Origin of the sequence: Methyloversatilis sp. MC4-4 (genome assembly GCF_049843555.1) — a bacterium.
Classification (GTDB): Bacteria; Pseudomonadota; Gammaproteobacteria; order Burkholderiales; family Rhodocyclaceae; genus Methyloversatilis; species Methyloversatilis discipulorum_B.
On record NZ_JBBHZK010000001.1, the window covers coordinates 807,316 to 826,259 of the forward strand.

Genomic DNA, 18,944 nt, shown 5'->3' on the forward strand with positions numbered 1-18,944 from the left:
ACCGACTTCTTCATCCGTAGCGCAGTTCCGTCGCCTTGCCCCAGAACACGCGGTGTGCAAAGAAGGTGTAGGCGAGAATGGCCGGCACCGTGATGGCGCAGCCTGCGAGGATGAGATTGAGCGCAGCGGTGGAACTTGCCGCCTGCCAGATCGTGATGCGATCCATCACGACGAAGGGGTAGAGGCTGTAGGCGAGGCCCAGTCCCCCCATCAGGAATATCCCGACAGTCAGGATGAAGGGCAGCCAGCACAGCGTGCCCAATGCGCGTTTGCCGTTCAGTGTCCACCACAGTGCGACGAAGCAGGCGAAGGTGGCGAACGGTATCGGCAGTAGGCCGATGAACTGCGGCAGACTGAACCACCGCGCGCTGACCGTATCGCTGACCCAGGGTGTGGCAAGCGAAATGAGGCCCATGCCCACGACGACCGGTATCAGCGCAAGTCGTCCCCAATGTGCCGCTCGCGATTGCAGATCGCCTTCTGTCTTCAGCACCAGCCACGTGGCGCCCATCAGTACATAGGCGCAGGGCAGTGCGATGGCGATCGCCAGCGCGAACAGGTCGTAGGCGCCGCCGTCGGCAAAGCCGGTGATGAAGCGACCCAGCATCCAGCCCTGGGCGACCGAGGTGACGGTCGAACCGGCAAAGAAGATGAAATTCCACAGCGGCTTGTGCCTGTCCTGCGCCTTGACCCGGAAGTCGAAGGCCACACCACGCAGGATGAGGCCAAGCAGCATCAGTGCGATGGGCAGGTAGAGCGCGGTCATGACGACGCCGTGCGCTTTCGGGAATGCGATCAGCAGGATGCCTACGCCCAGCACCAGCCAGGTTTCGTTGGCGTCCCAGAAGGGACCGATGGACGCGATCATCATGTCCTTCTGTCCGTCGTCGGCGCGATGCAGCAGCATGCCGACGCCCAGATCGAAGCCATCGAGCACGACGTAGAGGAACATTGCGAGGCCCATCAGGCCCATGAAGATCACCGGCAGGATTTCGGCCCAGCTCATGCGCCACCTTCCTTCTTTGCGGGTTGGGTGCCGAGCAGTGTCGCTGCGCCGCCGGTGGGCGCAGGGTCGTAACTGTCAGACGGTTTCTCGGCCATGTAGCGCAGCACACTTATATATGCAGCGATCAGCAGTACGTAGGTGATCAGATACCCGGCCAGCGTGATCGCGATGTGCGGCGCCGGCGTCGCCGAGGCGACGTCAGCTGTCCTGATCAGGCCTTGTACGATCCAGGGCTGGCGACCGATTTCGGTTACGTACCAGCCGGCGACCGTGGCGATCCAGCCGGAAAAGGTCATCGCGGCGATGCCGACCATGAGCCATTGCGGCGCGTGTTCGGGCTGCCATCCCCGACGTCGCAGCAGCCACCAGCCTGCCCAGCTCACCAGCAGCATCAGCGTGCCCATGGCGACCATGATGCGGAAGCCGAAGAACAGCGGCTTCACCGGCGGGTGCGCCTCGAATTCGTTCAGACCCTTCAGTTCGCCATCCCATTCATGGGTCAGGATGAAGGACGCCATCTTCGGGATGCCGATAGCCATGTCATTGCGCCGTTCGGTCTCGTTGGGCAGCGCGAACAGCAGCAGTGGTGCGCCCTTCTCGGTCTCCCATACGCCTTCGATGGCGGCGATCTTCTGCGGCTGATGGTGCAGCGTGTTTAGGCCGTGCATGTCACCGACCAGGATCTGCACCGGAATCAGTACCGCCGCCAGCGTGATCGCGGCGCGCAGCGCCAGCGGTGTCGATGCGTTGGCCTTGCCACGCAGCACCTGCCAGGCCGACACGCCGGCGACCAGGAAGGCCATGGTCAGGAAGGACGCCAGCAGCATGTGTGCGAAGCGGTAGGGGAAGGACGGATTGAAGATGATTTCCATCCAGCTCGTGACATGGAATTCACCGTTGATGATTTCGTAGCCGACCGGCGTCTGCATCCAGGAATTGAGCACGAGGATCCAGAACGCGCTCATCGTCGTGCCGAAGGCGACCAGGAAGGTGGCAAGCAGGTGTACTCGCTCGCTCACCCTTCCGTGGCCGAACAGCATGACGCCCAGGAAGGTGGCTTCGAGGAAGAAGGCGGTCAGCACCTCGAAGCCGAGCAGCGGTCCGGCAATGTTGCCGACCTTCTCCATGAAGCCGGGCCAGTTGGTGCCGAACTGGAAGCTCATCGTGATGCCGCTGACCACGCCGAGCGCGAAGGTGAGCGCAAACACCTTGGTCCAGAAGCGGTAGGCGGTCAGCCAGGGCCGGTGACTGGTCTTCAGCCAGCGCCAGCGCATGAACAGCAGCATCCAGCCGAGCGAGATCGAAATGGTCGGGAACAGGATGTGGAAGGTAATGTTGGCGGCGAACTGGATGCGCGCCAGCAGGACGGGATCAAGATCCATCGGTGTGTCTCACTCCTTGCTGCCGGATTTGAGCTGGCCGGTCAGTTCCAGCAGTTTCTGGACTCTTGCGCCCATTCGCATCAGCTTGGCCAATGTCTGTGCGTCGAGTCTCTGTACATCGTCGAACCAGTTGCTCATCAGTTCGATCAGGTCGTGCATGCCCTTCATGCGCTCCTGGGCGACCTTGTCCTCGTCGCAGCTCGGTGTTTCGAGCAATGCGCTGCGCAGCATCGACAGGGTCGGCTCCATCTCGCGCCGGCGGCGCTCTTCCGCCAGCGTGCGAAAGATTTCCCAGGCGTCGCTCGGCGCCTCGAAGTACTCACGGCGATCCCCCGCCGCGTGCCGGAGCTTCACCAGTCGCCATGACTGAAGCTCCTTCAGTCCCATGCTGACGTTAGATCGGGAATAGGACAGTGTTTCAGCGATCTCGTCGGCGCAGAGCGGTCTGGGCGACACGAAGATGAGTGCGTAAATCTGGCCGACCGTGCGGTTGATGCCCCAGCGGCTGCCCATCTCGCCGAAGTGCGCGACGAAGCTGTGTACCAGAGGTGTCATGTGTGGTCTTCGGACTTTTCAAGTGCTATCTGAATGCCTGTTAATATAAATCAAATTTCAGAAAATACTGAAATTTCGGAAAGATCTGGTCGCAATCGCTGGCTGTCTGTGGGGCTGGGCGTCTGGCGCTCCGCCATGATCGGGGCGGTGTCGGGCTTCGCCCGCCTGCCTGCCGGCGTTGCGGTGCAGCACGCAGGCAGACGGGGCGCGTCGGTATTGGTACAATCTCGGGTTGTCCTTCCGTTTCCCTAGCCGCCTTTACCGGAGATACCCATGGCCGCAGAACGTACCCTTTCGATCATCAAGCCCGACGCCGTCGCCAAGAACGTGATCGGCAAGATCTACCAGCGTTTCGAAGACGCCGGCCTGAAGATCGTCGCTTCCCGCATGACCCAGCTGTCGCGCGCCGAAGCCGAAGGCTTTTACGCCGTGCACCGCGAGCGTCCCTTCTTCAAGGATCTGGTCGATTTCATGATTTCCGGCCCGGTCATGATCCAGGTGCTGGAAGGCGAGGGCGCCATCCTGAAGAACCGCGACCTGATGGGCGCTACCGATCCGAAGAAGGCTGCGCCGGGCACCATCCGCGCCGATTTCGCCGACTCGATCGACGCCAACGCCGTTCACGGTTCGGATGCCCCGGAAACCGCCGCCGTCGAGATCGCCTATTTCTTCCCGGCGCTGAACGTCTATTCGCGCTGAGAGAGTACCCGCGTGACCCGCACCAACCTGCTGCAATTCGACGCCGAGGGCTTCGCCGACTTCTTCACGAGTCTGGGCGAGAAGCCCTTCCGCGCGCGGCAGGTGATGCGGTGGATACACCGCAATGGCGAAGGCGACTTCGACGCGATGAGCGACGTCGCCAAGTCCTTGCGTGCCAAGCTGGCGGACATCGCCTGCGTCGAGGCCCCGGTGCCGGTGCGTGACAGCACCAGTACCGACGGCACGCGCAAGTGGCTGATCGACGTCGGTGCCGGCAATGCGGTGGAGACCGTGTTCATTCCGGAAGAGCGTCGCGGCACGCTGTGCATTTCGACGCAGGCGGGTTGTGCGCTGGACTGCGCCTTCTGCTCGACCGGCAAGCAGGGTTTCAATCGCAATCTCGAAGTATCGGAGATCATCGGTCAGCTCTGGCTTGCCAACCGTGCGCTCGGCGCGGTGCGCGGCGGCGAGAACGACGGCGAACGCGTGATTTCCAACGTCGTCATGATGGGCATGGGCGAGCCGCTGGCCAATTTCGACGCCACGGTGGCGGCACTCAAGCTGATGCTGGACGATAACGCCTACGGCCTGTCACGCCGTCGCGTGACAGTCTCGACCTCGGGCATCGTGCCGGCGATGGATCGCCTGCGCGAGGCCTGCCCGGTCGCGCTGGCGGTGTCGCTGCACGCCCCGAACGACGCGCTGCGCGACGAGCTGGTGCCGATCAACAAGAAGTACCCGCTGCGCGAGCTGCTGGCAGCCTGCGTGCGCTATCTCGATCGCGCGCCGCGCGACTTCATCACCTTCGAGTACGTCATGCTCGACGGCGTGAACGACAGCGACGAGCACGCGCGACAACTGGTCGATATTGCCCGCCAGGTGCCGTGCAAGTACAACCTGATTCCGTTCAACCCTTTCCCGCAGGCGCCTTTCGGGCGTTCGTCGAAGGAGCGCATCCGCCGCTTCTCCGAAATCCTGATGGCCGAAGGCATCGTCACCACGACGCGCAAGACGCGCGGCGACGACGTCGATGCCGCGTGCGGCCAGCTCGCCGGCCAGGTGCTCGACCGCACCCGGCGCACCCGCAAGACCATCCCGATTCAGGAGGTTCCCGCACGGTGAAAAGAATGATTGCAGGCGCGGCCGCCGCGCTGTCCGCGGTATGGCTGTTGGCCGGCTGCGCTGGTGGCCAGGCCACCCGGCCGGGCACCGCCGCATCGAACGCCCCGTCTACGCCGGCGTCCGACTACCGGCCGGTCGAGAACATCGTTACCGGCGCCGCCCGCACCCGCGCCAAATCGCACACCGAGCTCGGTCTGGCCTATCTGGAGGCGGGCAACGTCGCGGTGGCGCTGGACGAAGGCCGCCAGGCCCTGCGCGACGACTCGTCATACGGCCCCGCCTACAACCTGATGGGTCTTGCCCACATGTACCTGCAGGAACGTCCGCAGGCACGGGAGAATTTCGAGAAGGCATTGCGCCTGTCGCCGAGCGACCCGGACATCAACAACAATTTCGGCTGGTTCCTGTGCCAGAGCGGTGAGCACGCACGTGCGATGGAACTGTTCAATACGGCGATCAAGAACCCGCTTTACGCGCACCCGACCCGCCCCTACACGAATGCCGGCCTGTGTGCGATGGAGGCGGGCGATATGGCCGGGGCCGAGGTGAATTTCCTGCGTGCGATCAACGCCGATCCGGACAACCTGCAGGCTCTCTACAACCTCGCGGCTCTGTTCTATCGCCGGGCGAACTTCTACGAGGCGCGCAAGTATCTGAGCGACTTCCATGCCAAGACCGACCCGGTGGCGGAAAGTCTCTGGCTGGCCGTGCGTATCGAACGCAAGCTCGGTGACAAGGCGTCGGAATCGGGTTTTGCCGGTCAGTTGCGCCGCCGTTTTGCCGGTACGCCGCAGCACCAGGCGCTGATGCAGGGGAACTACGACTGATGACGGTCGATAACGCAGTGCAGGAGTCATCTTTGCAGCAATCGGTCGGTGCGCAACTGCGCCGAGCGCGCGAAGCGCGCGGCATGACGGTCGAAGGGGTCGGTGCCGCGATCAAGCTGGCTGCGCGCCAGGTCGAGGCCATCGAGGCCGACGCCTACGCAGAACTGATGAATCCGACCTACGCCCGTGGCTTCATCCGCAACTACGCCGCCCTGATCGGTCTCGATCCGAAGGCGTTGCTGGCGCAGCTCGATCAACAGCAGGTGCGGGCGACGCCGCAGCTGGTCGAGCAGGCCGACGTCGGCGTCGCGATGCCGGTGCAGTCCCCGCGCCGCAAGTGGTTACTGCCCCTGTTTGCACTCAGCGTGCCGGTCGTCGTCGCCATCGCGCTCTATCTGTGGTCCGAGTTCTGGACTGCGCCGCCCGGTGAGCAGGTGCAGGTGGAGCAGGAGGCGGTGATGCCGCCGCCAGACGCGGTGGCCGAGCCCGAGACCGAGCCGGCGACCCCGAGTGCCGACGCGCAGGCAGCCGATGCCGTCGCGACCGAAGCGACGCTCGCTGCCGCGTTGCCCGAGGCTTCGCCGCCGACGGCGGCCGAAACCGTCAGTGCGCCGCCCGTGGCGGGGCAGCGGCAGCTTGCATTCACCTTCGCAGCCGATTCCTGGGTCGAAATCCGTGACGCGCAGGATCGCATCATCCTGTCCGAACTCAATCGCGCCGGCAGCTCGCGCACCGTTGGTGCAGTGTTCCCGGTGTCGCTGGTGATCGGCAATGCGAAATCGGTCCGCCTGAGCATCGACGGCACGCCGCATGATCTGGCCCCGGCGACCAAGGTCGATGTTGCCCGTCTGAGGCTCGAATGATGAGTGAACTGTCCTCTGCCATTTCCCGTCGCGCCACGCGCACCGTGCGCGTCGGCGGTGTCGTCGTCGGATCGGCTGCACCGGTGGTGGTGCAGTCGATGACCAACACCGATACCGAGGATCACATCTCGACCGCGATCCAGGTCGCTCAACTGGCGCGCGCCGGCTCGGAAATCGTGCGCATCACCGTGAACACGATGGAGGCTGCCGCCGCCGTGCCCAAGGTGCGCGAGCAGTTGCTGAAGATGAACGTCGACGTACCGCTGGTCGGCGACTTTCATTTCAACGGTCACAAGCTGCTGCGCGAACACCCGGCCTGCGCTGAGGTGCTCGACAAGCTGCGCATCAACCCCGGCAATGTCGGCAAGGGCAGCAAGCGCGACGAGCAGTACGCCGCACTGATCGACATCGCCTGCCGCTACGACAAGCCGGTGCGCATCGGCGTGAACTGGGGCAGCCTGGACCAGGCGCTGCTCGCCCGCGTGATGGACGAGAACGCGCGTCGCCCGCAGCCCAAGGATGCGGTCGAAGTGATGCGCGAAGCCATGGTCACCTCGGCGCTCGAAAGTGCGGCGCAGGCGGTCGAGTGGGGACTGTCGCCGGAGAAGATCATCCTGTCCTGCAAGGTGAGCGGTGTGCAGGACCTGATCGCCATCTATTCCGAGTTGGCGAAGCGCTGCGACTATCCGCTTCATCTGGGCCTGACGGAAGCCGGAATGGGTTCCAAGGGCATCGTCGCATCGACCGCCGCGATGTCGGTGCTGCTGCAGCAGGGTATCGGCGACACCATACGGGTGTCGCTGACGCCGGAGCCTAACGGCGACCGCACGAAGGAAGTGATCGTCGCCCAGGAAATGCTGCAGACCATGGGGCTGCGTGCCTTCACGCCCATGGTCGCGGCCTGTCCCGGCTGCGGTCGCACGACCTCGACCTTCTTCCAGGAACTCGCCGCCGACATCCAGACCTATGTGCGCGACAAGATGCCGGAGTGGAAAACGCAGTACGACGGCGTCGAGCGCATGACGCTTGCCGTGATGGGCTGTGTCGTTAACGGCCCGGGCGAGAGCAAGCACGCCAACATTGGCATTTCGCTGCCCGGCACCGGTGAAACGCCGGTCGCGCCGGTGTTCGAGGACGGCGAGAAGACGGTCACGCTGAAGGGCGACAATATCGCGGCGGAGTTCCGCGGCATCGTCGATGCCTACGTGGCCCGCACCTACACCAAGAAGATCGCCGGCAGTACCGGCGCCTGAACGAAGAGCAATGAGCAAACTGCAAGCCGTTCGCGGCATGAACGACATCCTGCCGGACGAGGCGGAACGCTGGGAAGCATTCGAAACCATCGTGCGCGACTGGCTGCGTGGCTACGGCTACCGGCCGATCCGCATGCCGCTGCTGGAACATACGCCGCTGTTCAAGCGCGCCATCGGTGAAGTGACCGACATCGTCGAGAAGGAAATGTATTCCTTCGAGGACGCGCTCAATGGCGAGAACCTGACGTTGCGCCCTGAGGGCACCGCCTCCTGCGTGCGCGCGGTGACCGAGCACAACCTGCTGTACGACTGCCCGCGCAAGCTCTGGTACATGGGCCCGATGTTCCGCCACGAGCGTCCGCAGAAAGGACGTTACCGGCAGTTCCATCAGGTCGGCGTGGAAGCGCTGGGCTATGCCGGGCCGGACATCGATGCCGAACTGATCATCATGTGCCAGCGCCTGTGGGACGACCTGGACCTGATGGGCATCAAGCTCGAGATCAACTCGCTCGGTTCGCCGGAGGAACGCCTGAAGCACCGCGCCGAACTGATCGCCTATTTCGAGGCGCACCAGTACCAGCTCGACGAAGACGCGAAGCGCCGGCTGCACAGCAATCCGCTGCGCATCCTGGACACCAAGAACCCGGCCATGCAGGCGCTGGTCGAAGCGGCGCCCAAGCTGTCCGATTATCTCGGCGAGGAATCGCTGGCGCACTTCACCGCGATCCAGGACACGCTGCGCGCCGCCAACATCCCGTTCCGCATCAACCCGCGCCTGGTGCGCGGGCTGGATTACTACAACCTCACCGTATTCGAGTGGGTGACCGATCAGCTCGGCGCCCAGGGCACGGTGTGTGCAGGTGGTCGTTACGACGGACTGATCGCCCAGCTAGGTGGCAAGCCGGCGCCGGCCGCCGGTTTCGCCATGGGCATCGAGCGCCTGATGGCGCTGTGGGACGCGAAGCAGGCCGACGCGCTGGTCGACCGGGTCGAGGTGTACATCGTGCATTCCGGCGCCGGCACCCAGGCGGCCGCCTTCACGCTCGCCGAGCGTCTGCGCGACGGCGGTTTCGCGACGCTGATGCACTGCGGCGGCGGCAGCTTCAAGTCGCAGATGAAGCGCGCCGATGCGTCCGGTGCCATGGTGGCGCTCATCCTCGGCGAGGACGAGGTCGCGGCCGGCGAAGTGACCTTCAAGCCGCTGCGCGGTGGCGAGCAGATGCGCGTCAGTCTCGACGACGTTGGCGAGCATCTGGCCGCCATGCTGCTGGACGACTTCGTCAGCGACCGCGACGACATTTTCCAATAACGAACTTTCAATAACCGGATTACCGGGCAGGAGCCGACACCATGGCAGCACTCGATCTGGAAGAACAGGAACAGCTCTCCGCCATCAAGGCGTGGTGGAACCAGTGGGGCAACGCGATCACCTGGGTGGTGATCGCCATTTCGGCCGCCATCATCGGCCAGCAGGCGTGGGGCTGGTACAACCGCGACCAGTCGGTCAAGGCGAGCGCCGTGTTCGACACGCTGCAGGAGGCGGCCCTGGCCGGTGACCTGAAGAAGACGCGCGAAGCGGCGGGAGAACTGACCGAACACTACGCCAGCAGCCCGTATGCGGCGCTGGGCGCACTGCTGTCGGCCAAGGTGCATGTCGAGAACAGCGACACCAAGACGGCCCGCGCGCAGCTCGAATGGGTGAAGGACAAGGCACCGGAGGACGTTCTGCGCGATCTGGCCCGCCTGCGTCTGGCCTACGTCATGATCGAGGAGCAGGCGTTCGACGACGCCGCGAAGCTGCTCGACGGCAAGGCCGAGGCGTCGCTGGAAGCGCGCTTCCTCGAAGCACGTGGTGATCTGCACCTGATGCGCGACCAGCGCGACGAGGCGCGTGCCGCCTATCAGTCGGCGCTGACCAAGCTGGACGACGTGATCAAGGCCGAAGGCGAGGCGGCGTCGCTGGCTCAGCAAGGCTATCGCAGCGTGATCGAAATCAAGCTGGACGCCGTGGGGGGCAAGCAGTGAAACGTGCTTCGGCCCTGCTGCTCGTCGCGGCGCTGACCGGGTGTTCGTCGCTGTCGCTGGACAGCCTGAATCCGTTCAGCGGCCCGTCCAAACCCAAGGTTCCGCCGCTGGGCGTGATCCAGCCGACGGCGCAGCTGGCCGAGGTTTGGCGTTTCGGCGCCGGCAAGTCGGAAAATTTCGTGTTCGAACCGGCGGTGATCGGCGGTACGGTCTATGTCGCCTCGCGTGAAGGTTCGATCGCACGCATCGACGACGGCCGTCAGATCTGGAAGATCGATGCGGGAAAGAACCTGTCGGGTGGTGTGGGTGCCAATGAGCGCATGCTGGTGGTCGGTACCGAGAAGGGCGAAGTGCTCGCGTTTTCGACCGACGGCAAGCCGATGTGGCAAGGCAACGTCACGTCGGAAGTGCTCAGCGCGCCCGAGGTGTCGGACGACATGGTGTTCGTGCGCAGCGCCGACAGCCGCATCCAGGCTTTTGCAGCCGCCGACGGTGCCCGCAAGTGGAACTACCAGCGTGCCAACCCGGCGCTGACACTGCGCACCCACGCTGGCCTGATCACGACGCCGTCGCTGGTGCTGGCCGGATTTCCCGGCGGCAAGCTGGTGGCGATCAATCGCACCAACGGTTCTGCGGTGTGGGAATCCAACGTTGCGCTGCCCAAGGGCTCGACCGAGCTGGAGCGCATCGCCGACGTGACCAGTCCGCCGGTGATCGCAGGTCGCGAGGTCTGCGCTGCCGCTTTCCAGGGACGCGTCGCCTGCTTCGAACTGAGCAGCGGCAATACGGTCTGGACGCGCGACATTTCGAGCAGCGCCGGCATCGACATCGATACACAGAATCTCTACATCAGCGACGACAAGGGTGCGGTGCACGCGCTCGATCGCGCCACCGGCGCCAGCCTGTGGAAGCAGGACAAGCTGGCCGGCCGCTTCCCGGGCAAGCCGCTTGCACTGGAGGGATTTATTGCGGTCAGCGATGTCGAAGGTATCGTGCACCTGCTGCAGCGCGAGAACGGTGCCTTTGCTGCCCGCCTGAACGGTGACGGCAGTGCCATCAACGCGGCGATGCAGCCCTACGGACGCGCATTCATCGCCCAGAGCCGCGCCGGCAGCGTGCGCGCGCTGTCGGCACGCTGAGGAACTGATTTGAAACCCGTACTGGTACTGGTCGGTCGCCCCAATGTGGGCAAGTCGACACTGTTCAACCGTCTCACCAAGACGCGTGATGCGCTGGTCGCCGATTTTCCCGGGCTGACCCGTGATCGCCACTATGGCAACGGCCGCATGGGCGACCGCCCCTTTCTGGTGGTCGATACCGGCGGCTTCGAGCCGACCGCGCGCGACGGCATCATGGTCGAGATGGCGCAGCAGGCCGAGCAGGCGATCGCCGAAGCCGACGTGCTGGTGTTCATCGTCGATGGCCGTGCCGGGCTGACCGCGCACGACCGCGAGATCGCGGCCCGGCTGCGCCGCGTCGGCAAGCCTCTGGTGCTGGCCGTAAACAAGGCCGAGGGCATGCGACGCGAGATCGTCGCGGCTGAGTTCCATGAACTGGGCCTGGGCGACATTCACGTCATTTCGTCGGCCCATGGCGAGGGCGTGCGCAATCTGGTCGATCACTGCCTCGAGCCTTTCCCGCAGGATCCGCAGGACGAAGACGATGTCCGCGGCCCCAAGATTGCCGTCGCCGGTCGTCCGAACGTAGGCAAGTCGACGCTGATCAACGCGCTGCTCGGTGAGGAGCGTGTGATCGCCTTCGACCAGGCCGGCACCACGCGCGACGCGATCAGCATTCCGTTCCAGCGTGGCGGGAAGGAGTACACGCTGATCGACACCGCGGGCCTGCGGCGCAAGGGCCGGGTGTTCGAGTCCATCGAGAAGTTCTCCGTGATCAAGACGGTGCAGGCGATCGAGCAGTCAAACGTCTGCGTCCTGGTGCTCGACGCGACCCAGGAAGTGTCGGATCAGGATGCCCACATCGGCGGCTTCATCGTCGAGAGCGGCCGTGCGCTGGTGCTGGTGGTCAACAAGTGGGACGCGGTGGACAGCTACCGCCGCGAAATCTTCAAGCGGGAGATCGCGCGCAAGCTGGGTTTCCTCGGCTTCGCGCGCCAGCTCTACATTTCGGCGCTGGAGGGGCAGGGCGTCAGCGGCATTTTCGGCGCTGTGGACGCCGCTTACGCTGCGGCGATGATCAAGCTGCCGACGCCGCGCCTGACGCGGGCGCTGCAGGCCGCGGTCGAAAAACAGGCACCGCCCAAACACGGTCTTTTCCGCCCGAAAATGCGTTACGCGCACCAGGGCGGCATGAATCCGCCGGTCATCGTGATTCACGGCAGTGCGCTTGAGCACATCGCCGACAGTTACCGGCGTTTCCTCGAACGCAGTTTCCTCGAAACCTTCAAGCTTCAGGGCACGCCGTTGCGGGTCCAGTTCCGCACCGCGCACAACCCTTTTGCCGCACGGGAAAAATGATCGGCCGCTCCGGGATCAAATCGGCTGACGCCGCGTCCAAGGCTGCGGTGCATCAAAAAATCCAGTACAGTTGAATTTCAAATATACAAGAGGTGTTCCCATGAGCAACAAAGGGCAAATGCTACAAGACCCCTTCCTCAACACCCTGCGCCGTGAGCACGTTCCGGTCGCGATTTACCTGGTCAATGGCATCAAGCTGCAGGGCCAGATCGAGTCTTTCGATCAGTACGTCGTACTGCTGAAGAACACGGTCACTCAGATGGTTTACAAGCACGCGATTTCCACCGTCGTGCCGGCCCGTCCGGTCAACATCCAGCACGACCAGGGCGAGGGCAGTTGATTCCGTTCCCGTCCTCTTCCATGAAAGCCTGCTCGGATGTTTGACCGTCCGTCAGGTGGGGAGCGTGCGGTCATCGTCCAGCTCGACCTTGGCGCGAGGGACTACGAAGACCGTCTCGACGAATTCACGCTGCTGGTGCGCAGCGCTGGTGCCGAGCCGGTCGCTCGCGTCGGTGGGCGCCGGCAGTCGCCGGACCCGGCCACCTTCGCCGGCAAGGGCAAGGTCGCAGAAATCCTCGATCTGGCCAATGCCAACGAGGCCGACATCGTCCTGTTCAACCATGAACTGTCGCCGGGGCAGCAGCGCAACCTCGAGCGCGCGCTGTCGCGCCGTGTAGTCGATCGCAATGCGCTCATCCTCGACATCTTCGCGCTGCGTGCGCGCAGCCACGAGGGGAAGCTGCAGGTCGAACTGGCTCAGCTCGAACACCTGGCGACCCGCCTGGTGCGCGGCTGGACTCACCTGGAACGTCAGAAGGGCGGCATCGGTCTGCGCGGCCCGGGCGAAACCCAGCTCGAAACCGACCGCCGTCTGCTCGGGCAACGCGTCAAGGCGCTGAAGGAGAAGCTCGAGCGTGTCGAGCGCCAGCGTGGCGTGCGGCGCAAATCGCGCGAGCGCCGCGAAACGCCGGTGGTCGCCCTGGTCGGCTATACCAACGCCGGCAAGTCCACGCTGTTCAATGCCCTGACCAAGGCCGGCACCTATGCTGCGGACCAGTTGTTCGCGACGCTGGACACGACATCGCGCCAGCTCTACCTCGGCGACTTCGGCCAGGTGGTGCTTTCGGATACGGTGGGTTTCATCCGCGATCTGCCGCACACGCTGGTGGCGGCCTTCCATGCAACGCTCGAAGAGACCGCGGGCGCCGATCTGCTGTTGCACGTGATCGATGCGTCGGCCCCTGATCGTGACGCGCAGATCGCAGCGGTGGACAAGGTGCTGGCGGAAATCGGTGCCGATGCGGTGCCGCAGATCCGCGTGCTGAACAAGGTGGATCTGGTGCCCGCTCTGGCGCCCGGAGCCGATTCCGGGGCCTGTGATACCATTCAAACGGCGCGTGTAAGCGCTCGTACGGGCGCCGGACTCGCCGATCTGAGGGCGGCGGTGACGCAGCGCCTGATTGACGAACGAATAGCTGCCGCCAACCGGAAGTCACCGAATGACGATCCGCGTGGGCTGAATCTGGAACCCTCGTTGAGGTCTGCACTCCCAGTCATCTCACCGTCGGCGGGTGATGAAGCTTCGTCAGCCGACGGAGCGAACGCGTCACCCGACTCATCCATCCTTACTTATCCAGTCTGAACGTGCTCAATGCGATCTTGATGTCGCTCAATGACCCCCGCTGGGGCAATCAGGGCGGCAACGGCAACAAGGGCGGCAACCAGGGACCGCCCGATCTGGAAGATCTCTGGCGTGACTTCAATCGTCGACTGTCCGGCATGTTCGGCGGCAAGTCCTCGGGCGATGGAGGCAACGAGGCGCGTCCGCCGGTCGGCCCACGCCAGTTCGGCGGGGGCATCGGCATCATTCTCGGCCTTGTGCTCATCGTCTGGCTGGCCAGCGGTCTGTACATCGTGGATGCCAGCCAGCGTGGCGTCGTGCTGCGCTTCGGCAAGCTGCACGAAACGACCGAGCCGGGCCTGCAGTGGCGCCTGCCGTTCCCGATCGATTCGCACGAGCTGGTCAATCTGACTGGCGTGCGCACGGTCGAAATCGGCTACCGCGGCAGCGAGCGCAACAAGGTGCTGAACGAAGCGCTGATGCTCACCGACGACGAGAACATCATCAACATCCAGTTCGCGGTGCAGTACATCCTGAAGGATCCGGTTGCCTACCTGTTCCAGAACCGCCTGCCGGAAGACACCGTGGTGCACGCGGCCGAGACCGCGATGCGCGAGATCGTCGGCAAGAGCAAGATGGACTTCGTGCTGTACGAGGGACGCGAACAGATCGCCGTCGATGCGCAGCGCATCATGCAGCAGATCCTCGATCGCTATCAGACCGGCATCCAGATCAGCAAGTTGACGCTGCAGAACGCCCAGCCGCCCGAGCAGGTTCAAGCCGCGTTCGACGACGCGGTGAAGGCCGGGCAGGATCTCGAACGGCAGAAGAACGAGGGTCAGGCCTACGCGAACGACGTCATTCCGAAGGCGCGCGGTACCGCTTCGCGTCTGATGGAAGAAGCCAACGGTTACAAGCAGCGCATCATCGCGACGGCGGAAGGTGACGCCAGTCGTTTCAAGCAGGTGCTGTCTGAGTACGTGAAGGCACCCGAAGTGACGCGCCAGCGCATGTACATCGACACCATGCAGCAGATCATGACCAATACGAGCAAGCTGATGATCGACGCCAAGGGCAGCGGCAACCTGCTGTACCTGCCGCTGGACAAGCTGATGCAGCAGTCGGGTGTGGCGACCGATGGCGTTGCCCGTCCGGCAGAGCCGATGACGCTGCCGCCGCTGATGAGCGACCAGACGGCAAATGATGCGCGCAACCGTGAAGCGCTGCGTTCGCGTGAGCGGGGAGAGCGTTGATGAAGGAAAAGCTTCCGCTGCTGCTGGGCAGCATCATCCTCGCCATCGTGCTCGCGTCGACCTCGCTGTTCACGGTGGATCAGCGTCAGTACGCGATCGTTTTCCAGCTTGGTGAAGTCCGTAACGTGATCGAACAGCCGGGCCTGCATTTCAAGTGGCCACTGGTGCAGAACGTACGCGTGTTCGACCGTCGCATCCTGACGCTGGACAGTGCCGACCCCGAGCGCTTCATCACGTCGGAAAAGAAGAACGTGCTGGTGGACCTGTTCGTGAAGTGGCGCATCACCGATGTTAAGCAGTACTACATTTCGGTGGGCGGCAACGAACGCCTGGCGGAAACGCGCCTGCTGCAGACCGTGAATGCCGGCCTGCGGGAGGAATTCGGTCGCCGCACCGTGCACGAGGTCGTATCCGGCGAGCGCGACAAGATCATGGAAGACATGCGCAGCAAGGCCAACGTCGATGCGGTGAAGATCGGCGTCGAGATCGTCGATGTGCGTCTCAAACGCGTCGACCTGCCGAGCGAAGTGTCGGAATCGGTCTACCGCCGGATGGAGGCAGAGCGCAAGCGCGTGGCCAACGAACTGCGTTCGCGGGGTTCGGCCGAGGCCGAGAAGATCCGCGCCGATGCCGATCGCCAGCGCGAAATCATCGTCGCCGAAGCCTACCGCGAAGCGCAGAAGATCAAGGGTGAGGGCGACGCCCAGGCGGCCGCGATCTACGGCAGCGCGTTTGGCTCGAATCCCGAGTTCTACGCTTTTTACCGCAGCATGGACGCTTACCAGAAGAGTTTCCGCAGCAAGAGCGACGTGCTTGTAATCGAGCCGAATTCGGATTTCTTCCGCTATCTGAAGAATGGTTCGAAGGCACCCGGGAAGTAAACACAGCGGGTGAAGCCGGTGGGCGTGCTGTATAGTCCACGGGTTGTTCCACAAGGGAACCGGACCGAAGGCGACAGCCCGCATTGCGGGCTGTGCCTTTTTTGCTGATGGAATCAATCCTGTTGATCGCTGTGGGGCTCATGCTCGTCATCGAGGGTGTGCTCCCCTTTGTCGCGCCCCGTCTGTGGCGCGACACCTTCCGACGGGCGACCGAACTGGCAGACGGCCAGTTGCGCTTCGTCGGCCTGACTTCAATGATTATCGGTATTGCGCTGATCGCGCTGTTCAAGTGATGCGTCGCTGGCTGCTTCCTGAATCCATAGAAGACCTGCTCCCCGATGAAGCACGGCAGGTCGAGCGTCTGCGCCGCGGATTGCTCGACGAATTCGCGCTGCACGGATACGAGCTGGTTTCCCCCCCGCTGGTCGAGTACATCGAGTCACTGCTGACCGGCAGTGGCCGCGACATGGATCTACGCACCTTCAAGCTGGTCGATCAGCTGTCGGGTCGCACCATGGGATTGCGTGCGGACATCACCCCACAGGTGGCGCGCATCGACTCGCACCTGCTCAATCGAAACGGTGTCGTGCGTCTGTGTTACTGCGGCCCGGTCGTGCACGCATTGCCGTCCGGCTTCAACGCAACGCGTGAGCCGATACAGCTTGGCGCCGAGTTGTATGGCCACGCAGGTATCGAAGCCGATATCGAGCTGATCGGCCTGCTGCTGCGTGCGCTCGAGGTGGCGGGTGTGCAACCGGCGCGCGTCGATCTCGGCCACGTCGGCGTGTTCCGGGCACTGGCTTCGCGCCTGCAATCCGCGGCGCTGCGCAGCGAGGACGGCGAGCAGGAGCTGTTTGCCGCGCTGCAGTGCAAGGACCTGCCGGCGCTGCGCCAGTTGCTCGTCGATGAACCGCCCCAGGTGCGCGACGCCTTCATGGCGCTGCCGGGGCTGTACGGCAAGATCGATGTACTGGCGAGGGCGCGTGCGGAACTGCCGGACTGGCCGGACATCGGCCAGGCGCTGGACGCATTGGCGCAACTCGCCGCGGCGATCGATCCGGCCGTGGCAGGTGTGGATCTGGCCGATCTGCGCGGCTACCACTATCACAGCGGAGTGAGCTTCGCGGTCTATTGCGCCGGTCAGGCGCAGGCAATCGCGCTGGGCGGGCGCTACGATGAAGTGGGCAAGGCCTTTGGTCGGTCGCGGCCGGCAAGCGGGTTCAGCCTCGATCTGCGTCAGTTGGCGCAGCGTGCGCCGACGGCCGAGGCGAAGTCAGCCATTCTTGCGCCGGCGGTCGCCGACGCTGCGCTGAAAGCCCGCGTGAGTGCGCTGCGGGCGCAAGGTGAAACGGTGATCGCGGCTCTGCCCGGTCACGACGACGATGTGCAGGAACTGGCGTGCACTCGCCAGCTGGTATTTGTTGAAGGTGAGTGGCAGGTGAAGCCGCTCGAAAGAAAGGTTTGAGCATGGCAAAGAACGTAGTGGTCATCGGCAGCCAGTGGGGCGACGAGGGCAAAGGCAAGGTCGTCGATTGGCTGACCGATCACGCGCAGGGCGTCGTGCGCTTCCAGGGCGGCCACAACGCGGGCCACACGCTGGTGATCAAGGGGCAGAAGTACGCGCTGAACCTGATCCCGTCCGGCATCATGCGCGACGGTGTCGCCTGCTACATCGGCAACGGCGTTGTGCTGTCGGCGTCCCATCTGCTGTCGGAAATCGACAAGCTGGAAGCGGGTGGCATCGAGGTGCGTTCGCGCCTCAAGGTGAGCGAGGCCTGCCCGCTCATCCTGCCCTTCCACAGTGCGGTCGATATCGCGCGTGAAGACGCACGTGGCGGCGCCAAGATCGGCACCACCGGCAAGGGCATCGGCCCGGCCTACGAAGACAAGGTCGCGCGCCGCGCGTTGCGCGTGCTCGATCTGTTCAATCCCGAGCGCTTCGCCGAGAAGCTGCGCGAGGTGATGGAATTCCACAACTTCCTGCTGGAAAAGCAGCTTGGCGCCAAGCCGGTTGATTATCAGCAGACGCTCGACGACGTCCTGGCGCTCGCGCCGAGGCTTCTGCCCATGGTGGCCGACGTGTCGGCGCTGCTGCACGCGGCGCACAAGCGCGGCGACAATCTGCTGTTCGAGGGCGCGCAGGGAACGCTGCTGGATGTCGATCATGGCACCTATCCCTACGTCACATCGAGCAACTGCGTGGCCGGTGCGGCCAGCGCCGGCGCTGGCGTCGGCCCGGGCATGCTGCATTACGTGCTGGGCATCACCAAGGCCTACACCACCCGCGTCGGTTCCGGTCCGTTCCCGAGCGAACTGCCGATCGAGGAAGAGGGCACCGTGGGCCATCACCTGTCGACCATCGGTCACGAGCGTGGCACGGTGACCGGCCGCGTGCGCCGCTGCGGCTGGTTCGATGCAGCTGCGCTGCGCCGTTCGATCCAGATCAATGGCGTGACTGGCCTGTGTCTGACCAAGCTCGACGTGCTCGACGGCATCGAGGAACTGCAGGTCTGTACCGGCTATCGCGTCAACGGTGAGGTGTCCGACCTGCTGCCTCTGGGGTCGGAGCGCGTCGGTGCCTGCGAGCCCATCTACGAAACGTTGCCCGGCTGGGATGGCACGACGGTGGGGGCGAAGCGGGTGCAGGATCTGCCGGCCAATGCACGTGCCTACATCGCGCGCATCGAGGCCTTGTGCGACGTGCCGGTCGACATGATTTCGACCGGCCCCGATCGTGAAGAGACCATCGTGCTGCGTCATCCCTTCGAGTGAGGGTGACGGGTACGACGAACCGCATGCCCCGGAAGGGGTGTGCGGGTTTTTTGTTTTTGGCGGCAGCAGAAAACAAAAAAGCCGACATTTCTGTCGGCTTTTCTGCTGGCTTGTTTGGTGCCCAGGAGAGGACTCGAACCTCCACACCTTGCGGCACTAGTACCTGAAACTAGCGCGTCTACCAATTTCGCCACCTGGGCAAGAGGCT

19 protein-coding genes and 1 tRNA gene are annotated in these 18,944 nt (G+C 64.1%); 16 read left to right on the forward strand and 4 right to left on the reverse strand.

What is annotated here, in order from left to right:
• Window positions 1–10 precede the first annotated feature (10 nt).
• Genes WDZ97_RS03735 through WDZ97_RS03745 form a run of 3 tightly spaced genes read right to left on the reverse strand, consistent with a single transcriptional unit; the run spans window position 11 to window position 2,943 of the window.
• On the reverse strand, window positions 11–1,006 hold the full coding sequence (locus WDZ97_RS03735) for a cytochrome d ubiquinol oxidase subunit II (protein ID WP_304003244.1): 996 nt from the start codon (window positions 1,004–1,006) through the stop codon (window positions 11–13).
• Window positions 1,003–2,388: a cytochrome ubiquinol oxidase subunit I gene (locus tag WDZ97_RS03740; protein ID WP_304003246.1), complete on the reverse strand. Its 1,386-nt coding sequence runs from the start codon at window positions 2,386–2,388 to the stop codon at window positions 1,003–1,005. The genes WDZ97_RS03735 and WDZ97_RS03740 overlap by 4 nt, the downstream gene beginning before the upstream one ends.
• A gap of 9 nt (window positions 2,389–2,397) precedes the next feature.
• Window positions 2,398–2,943: a GbsR/MarR family transcriptional regulator gene (locus tag WDZ97_RS03745; protein ID WP_425761829.1), complete on the reverse strand. Its 546-nt coding sequence runs from the start codon at window positions 2,941–2,943 to the stop codon at window positions 2,398–2,400.
• 273 nt (window positions 2,944–3,216) lie between these two features.
• Between WDZ97_RS03745 and ndk the strand changes: the two genes are divergently transcribed.
• The 16 genes from ndk (at window position 3,217) to WDZ97_RS03825 (ending at window position 18,736) form a co-directional block, all read left to right on the forward strand.
• A complete protein-coding gene (gene ndk / locus WDZ97_RS03750) occupies window positions 3,217–3,642 on the forward strand; it encodes a nucleoside-diphosphate kinase (protein ID WP_008058959.1) in 426 nt (141 codons plus the stop codon).
• Window positions 3,643–3,654: 12 nt separating this feature from the next.
• The gene (gene rlmN / locus WDZ97_RS03755; protein WP_304003248.1) at window positions 3,655–4,764 is read left to right on the forward strand and encodes a 23S rRNA (adenine(2503)-C(2))-methyltransferase RlmN; all 1,110 of its coding nucleotides are present in this window, start codon (window positions 3,655–3,657) and stop codon (window positions 4,762–4,764) included.
• A gap of 5 nt (window positions 4,765–4,769) precedes the next feature.
• The gene (gene pilW, locus WDZ97_RS03760) at window positions 4,770–5,591 is read left to right on the forward strand and encodes a type IV pilus biogenesis/stability protein PilW (protein ID WP_425761830.1); all 822 of its coding nucleotides are present in this window, start codon (window positions 4,770–4,772) and stop codon (window positions 5,589–5,591) included.
• A gap of 32 nt (window positions 5,592–5,623) precedes the next feature.
• Window positions 5,624–6,454 carry a helix-turn-helix domain-containing protein gene (locus tag WDZ97_RS03765; protein ID WP_425761831.1) on the forward strand — a complete coding sequence of 277 codons (831 nt, stop codon included), beginning with the start codon at window positions 5,624–5,626 and terminating at the stop codon, window positions 6,452–6,454.
• Window positions 6,454–7,707, forward strand: coding sequence for a flavodoxin-dependent (E)-4-hydroxy-3-methylbut-2-enyl-diphosphate synthase (gene ispG / locus WDZ97_RS03770; protein ID WP_304003396.1), 1,254 nt, complete (start codon window positions 6,454–6,456; stop codon window positions 7,705–7,707). Before WDZ97_RS03765 ends, ispG begins: the two co-directional genes overlap by 1 nt.
• A 10-nt stretch (window positions 7,708–7,717) precedes the next feature.
• Complete coding sequence (gene hisS / locus WDZ97_RS03775; protein WP_425761832.1) at window positions 7,718–9,016, forward strand: histidine--tRNA ligase; 1,299 nt, start codon at window positions 7,718–7,720, stop codon at window positions 9,014–9,016.
• A gap of 41 nt (window positions 9,017–9,057) precedes the next feature.
• Window positions 9,058–9,732, forward strand: a complete 675-nt coding sequence (locus WDZ97_RS03780) for a YfgM family protein (RefSeq protein ID WP_425761833.1) — start codon at window positions 9,058–9,060, stop codon at window positions 9,730–9,732.
• The gene (gene bamB / locus WDZ97_RS03785; protein ID WP_425761834.1) at window positions 9,729–10,871 is read left to right on the forward strand and encodes an outer membrane protein assembly factor BamB; all 1,143 of its coding nucleotides are present in this window, start codon (window positions 9,729–9,731) and stop codon (window positions 10,869–10,871) included. Before WDZ97_RS03780 ends, bamB begins: the two co-directional genes overlap by 4 nt.
• A gap of 9 nt (window positions 10,872–10,880) precedes the next feature.
• Window positions 10,881–12,209, forward strand: coding sequence for a ribosome biogenesis GTPase Der (gene der / locus WDZ97_RS03790; protein WP_019917980.1), 1,329 nt, complete (start codon window positions 10,881–10,883; stop codon window positions 12,207–12,209).
• A gap of 100 nt (window positions 12,210–12,309) precedes the next feature.
• Complete coding sequence (hfq, locus tag WDZ97_RS03795; protein ID WP_019917982.1) at window positions 12,310–12,549, forward strand: RNA chaperone Hfq; 240 nt, start codon at window positions 12,310–12,312, stop codon at window positions 12,547–12,549.
• Between the two features lie 36 nt (window positions 12,550–12,585).
• The gene (gene hflX, locus WDZ97_RS03800) at window positions 12,586–13,851 is read left to right on the forward strand and encodes a GTPase HflX (protein ID WP_425761835.1); all 1,266 of its coding nucleotides are present in this window, start codon (window positions 12,586–12,588) and stop codon (window positions 13,849–13,851) included.
• A gap of 20 nt (window positions 13,852–13,871) precedes the next feature.
• Window positions 13,872–15,083, forward strand: coding sequence for an FtsH protease activity modulator HflK (hflK, locus tag WDZ97_RS03805; protein WP_425761836.1), 1,212 nt, complete (start codon window positions 13,872–13,874; stop codon window positions 15,081–15,083).
• Window positions 15,083–15,964 carry a protease modulator HflC gene (hflC, locus tag WDZ97_RS03810; RefSeq protein WP_019917985.1) on the forward strand — a complete coding sequence of 294 codons (882 nt, stop codon included), beginning with the start codon at window positions 15,083–15,085 and terminating at the stop codon, window positions 15,962–15,964. Before hflK ends, hflC begins: the two co-directional genes overlap by 1 nt.
• A gap of 107 nt (window positions 15,965–16,071) precedes the next feature.
• Window positions 16,072–16,257 (forward strand): DUF2065 domain-containing protein, encoded by a 186-nt coding sequence (locus tag WDZ97_RS03815; protein WP_019917986.1) that lies wholly within the window; start codon window positions 16,072–16,074, stop codon window positions 16,255–16,257.
• Window positions 16,257–17,429, forward strand: a complete 1,173-nt coding sequence (locus tag WDZ97_RS03820) for an ATP phosphoribosyltransferase regulatory subunit (protein ID WP_425761837.1) — start codon at window positions 16,257–16,259, stop codon at window positions 17,427–17,429. The genes WDZ97_RS03815 and WDZ97_RS03820 overlap by 1 nt, the downstream gene beginning before the upstream one ends.
• A 2-nt stretch (window positions 17,430–17,431) precedes the next feature.
• Window positions 17,432–18,736, forward strand: coding sequence for an adenylosuccinate synthase (locus tag WDZ97_RS03825; protein WP_425761838.1), 1,305 nt, complete (start codon window positions 17,432–17,434; stop codon window positions 18,734–18,736).
• A gap of 115 nt (window positions 18,737–18,851) precedes the next feature.
• Here the strand turns inward: WDZ97_RS03825 and WDZ97_RS03830 are convergent.
• Window positions 18,852–18,936: transfer RNA gene (locus WDZ97_RS03830), tRNA-Leu, on the reverse strand.
• Window positions 18,937–18,944 lie beyond the last annotated feature (8 nt).

What these genes read in the sequence shown, in the direction of transcription:
- WDZ97_RS03735 (WP_304003244.1), bottom strand. Translation starts at nt 1,006, where the DNA reads ATGAGCTGGGCCGAAATCCTGCCGGTGATCTTCATGGGCCTGATGGGC.
- WDZ97_RS03815 (WP_019917986.1), top strand. Translation starts at nt 16,072, where the DNA reads ATGGAATCAATCCTGTTGATCGCTGTGGGGCTCATGCTCGTCATCGAG.
- WDZ97_RS03825 (WP_425761838.1), top strand. Translation starts at nt 17,432, where the DNA reads ATGGCAAAGAACGTAGTGGTCATCGGCAGCCAGTGGGGCGACGAGGGC.
- hisS (WP_425761832.1), top strand. Translation starts at nt 7,718, where the DNA reads ATGAGCAAACTGCAAGCCGTTCGCGGCATGAACGACATCCTGCCGGAC.
- hfq (WP_019917982.1), top strand. Translation starts at nt 12,310, where the DNA reads ATGAGCAACAAAGGGCAAATGCTACAAGACCCCTTCCTCAACACCCTG.
- WDZ97_RS03820 (WP_425761837.1), top strand. Translation starts at nt 16,257, where the DNA reads ATGCGTCGCTGGCTGCTTCCTGAATCCATAGAAGACCTGCTCCCCGAT.
- ndk (WP_008058959.1), top strand. Translation starts at nt 3,217, where the DNA reads ATGGCCGCAGAACGTACCCTTTCGATCATCAAGCCCGACGCCGTCGCC.
- ispG (WP_304003396.1), top strand. Translation starts at nt 6,454, where the DNA reads ATGAGTGAACTGTCCTCTGCCATTTCCCGTCGCGCCACGCGCACCGTG.
- WDZ97_RS03740 (WP_304003246.1), bottom strand. Translation starts at nt 2,388, where the DNA reads ATGGATCTTGATCCCGTCCTGCTGGCGCGCATCCAGTTCGCCGCCAAC.
- WDZ97_RS03780 (WP_425761833.1), top strand. Translation starts at nt 9,058, where the DNA reads ATGGCAGCACTCGATCTGGAAGAACAGGAACAGCTCTCCGCCATCAAG.
- WDZ97_RS03745 (WP_425761829.1), bottom strand. Translation starts at nt 2,943, where the DNA reads ATGACACCTCTGGTACACAGCTTCGTCGCGCACTTCGGCGAGATGGGC.
- hflX (WP_425761835.1), top strand. Translation starts at nt 12,586, where the DNA reads ATGTTTGACCGTCCGTCAGGTGGGGAGCGTGCGGTCATCGTCCAGCTC.
- pilW (WP_425761830.1), top strand. Translation starts at nt 4,770, where the DNA reads ATGATTGCAGGCGCGGCCGCCGCGCTGTCCGCGGTATGGCTGTTGGCC.
- hflK (WP_425761836.1), top strand. Translation starts at nt 13,872, where the DNA reads ATGTCGCTCAATGACCCCCGCTGGGGCAATCAGGGCGGCAACGGCAAC.
- hflC (WP_019917985.1), top strand. Translation starts at nt 15,083, where the DNA reads ATGAAGGAAAAGCTTCCGCTGCTGCTGGGCAGCATCATCCTCGCCATC.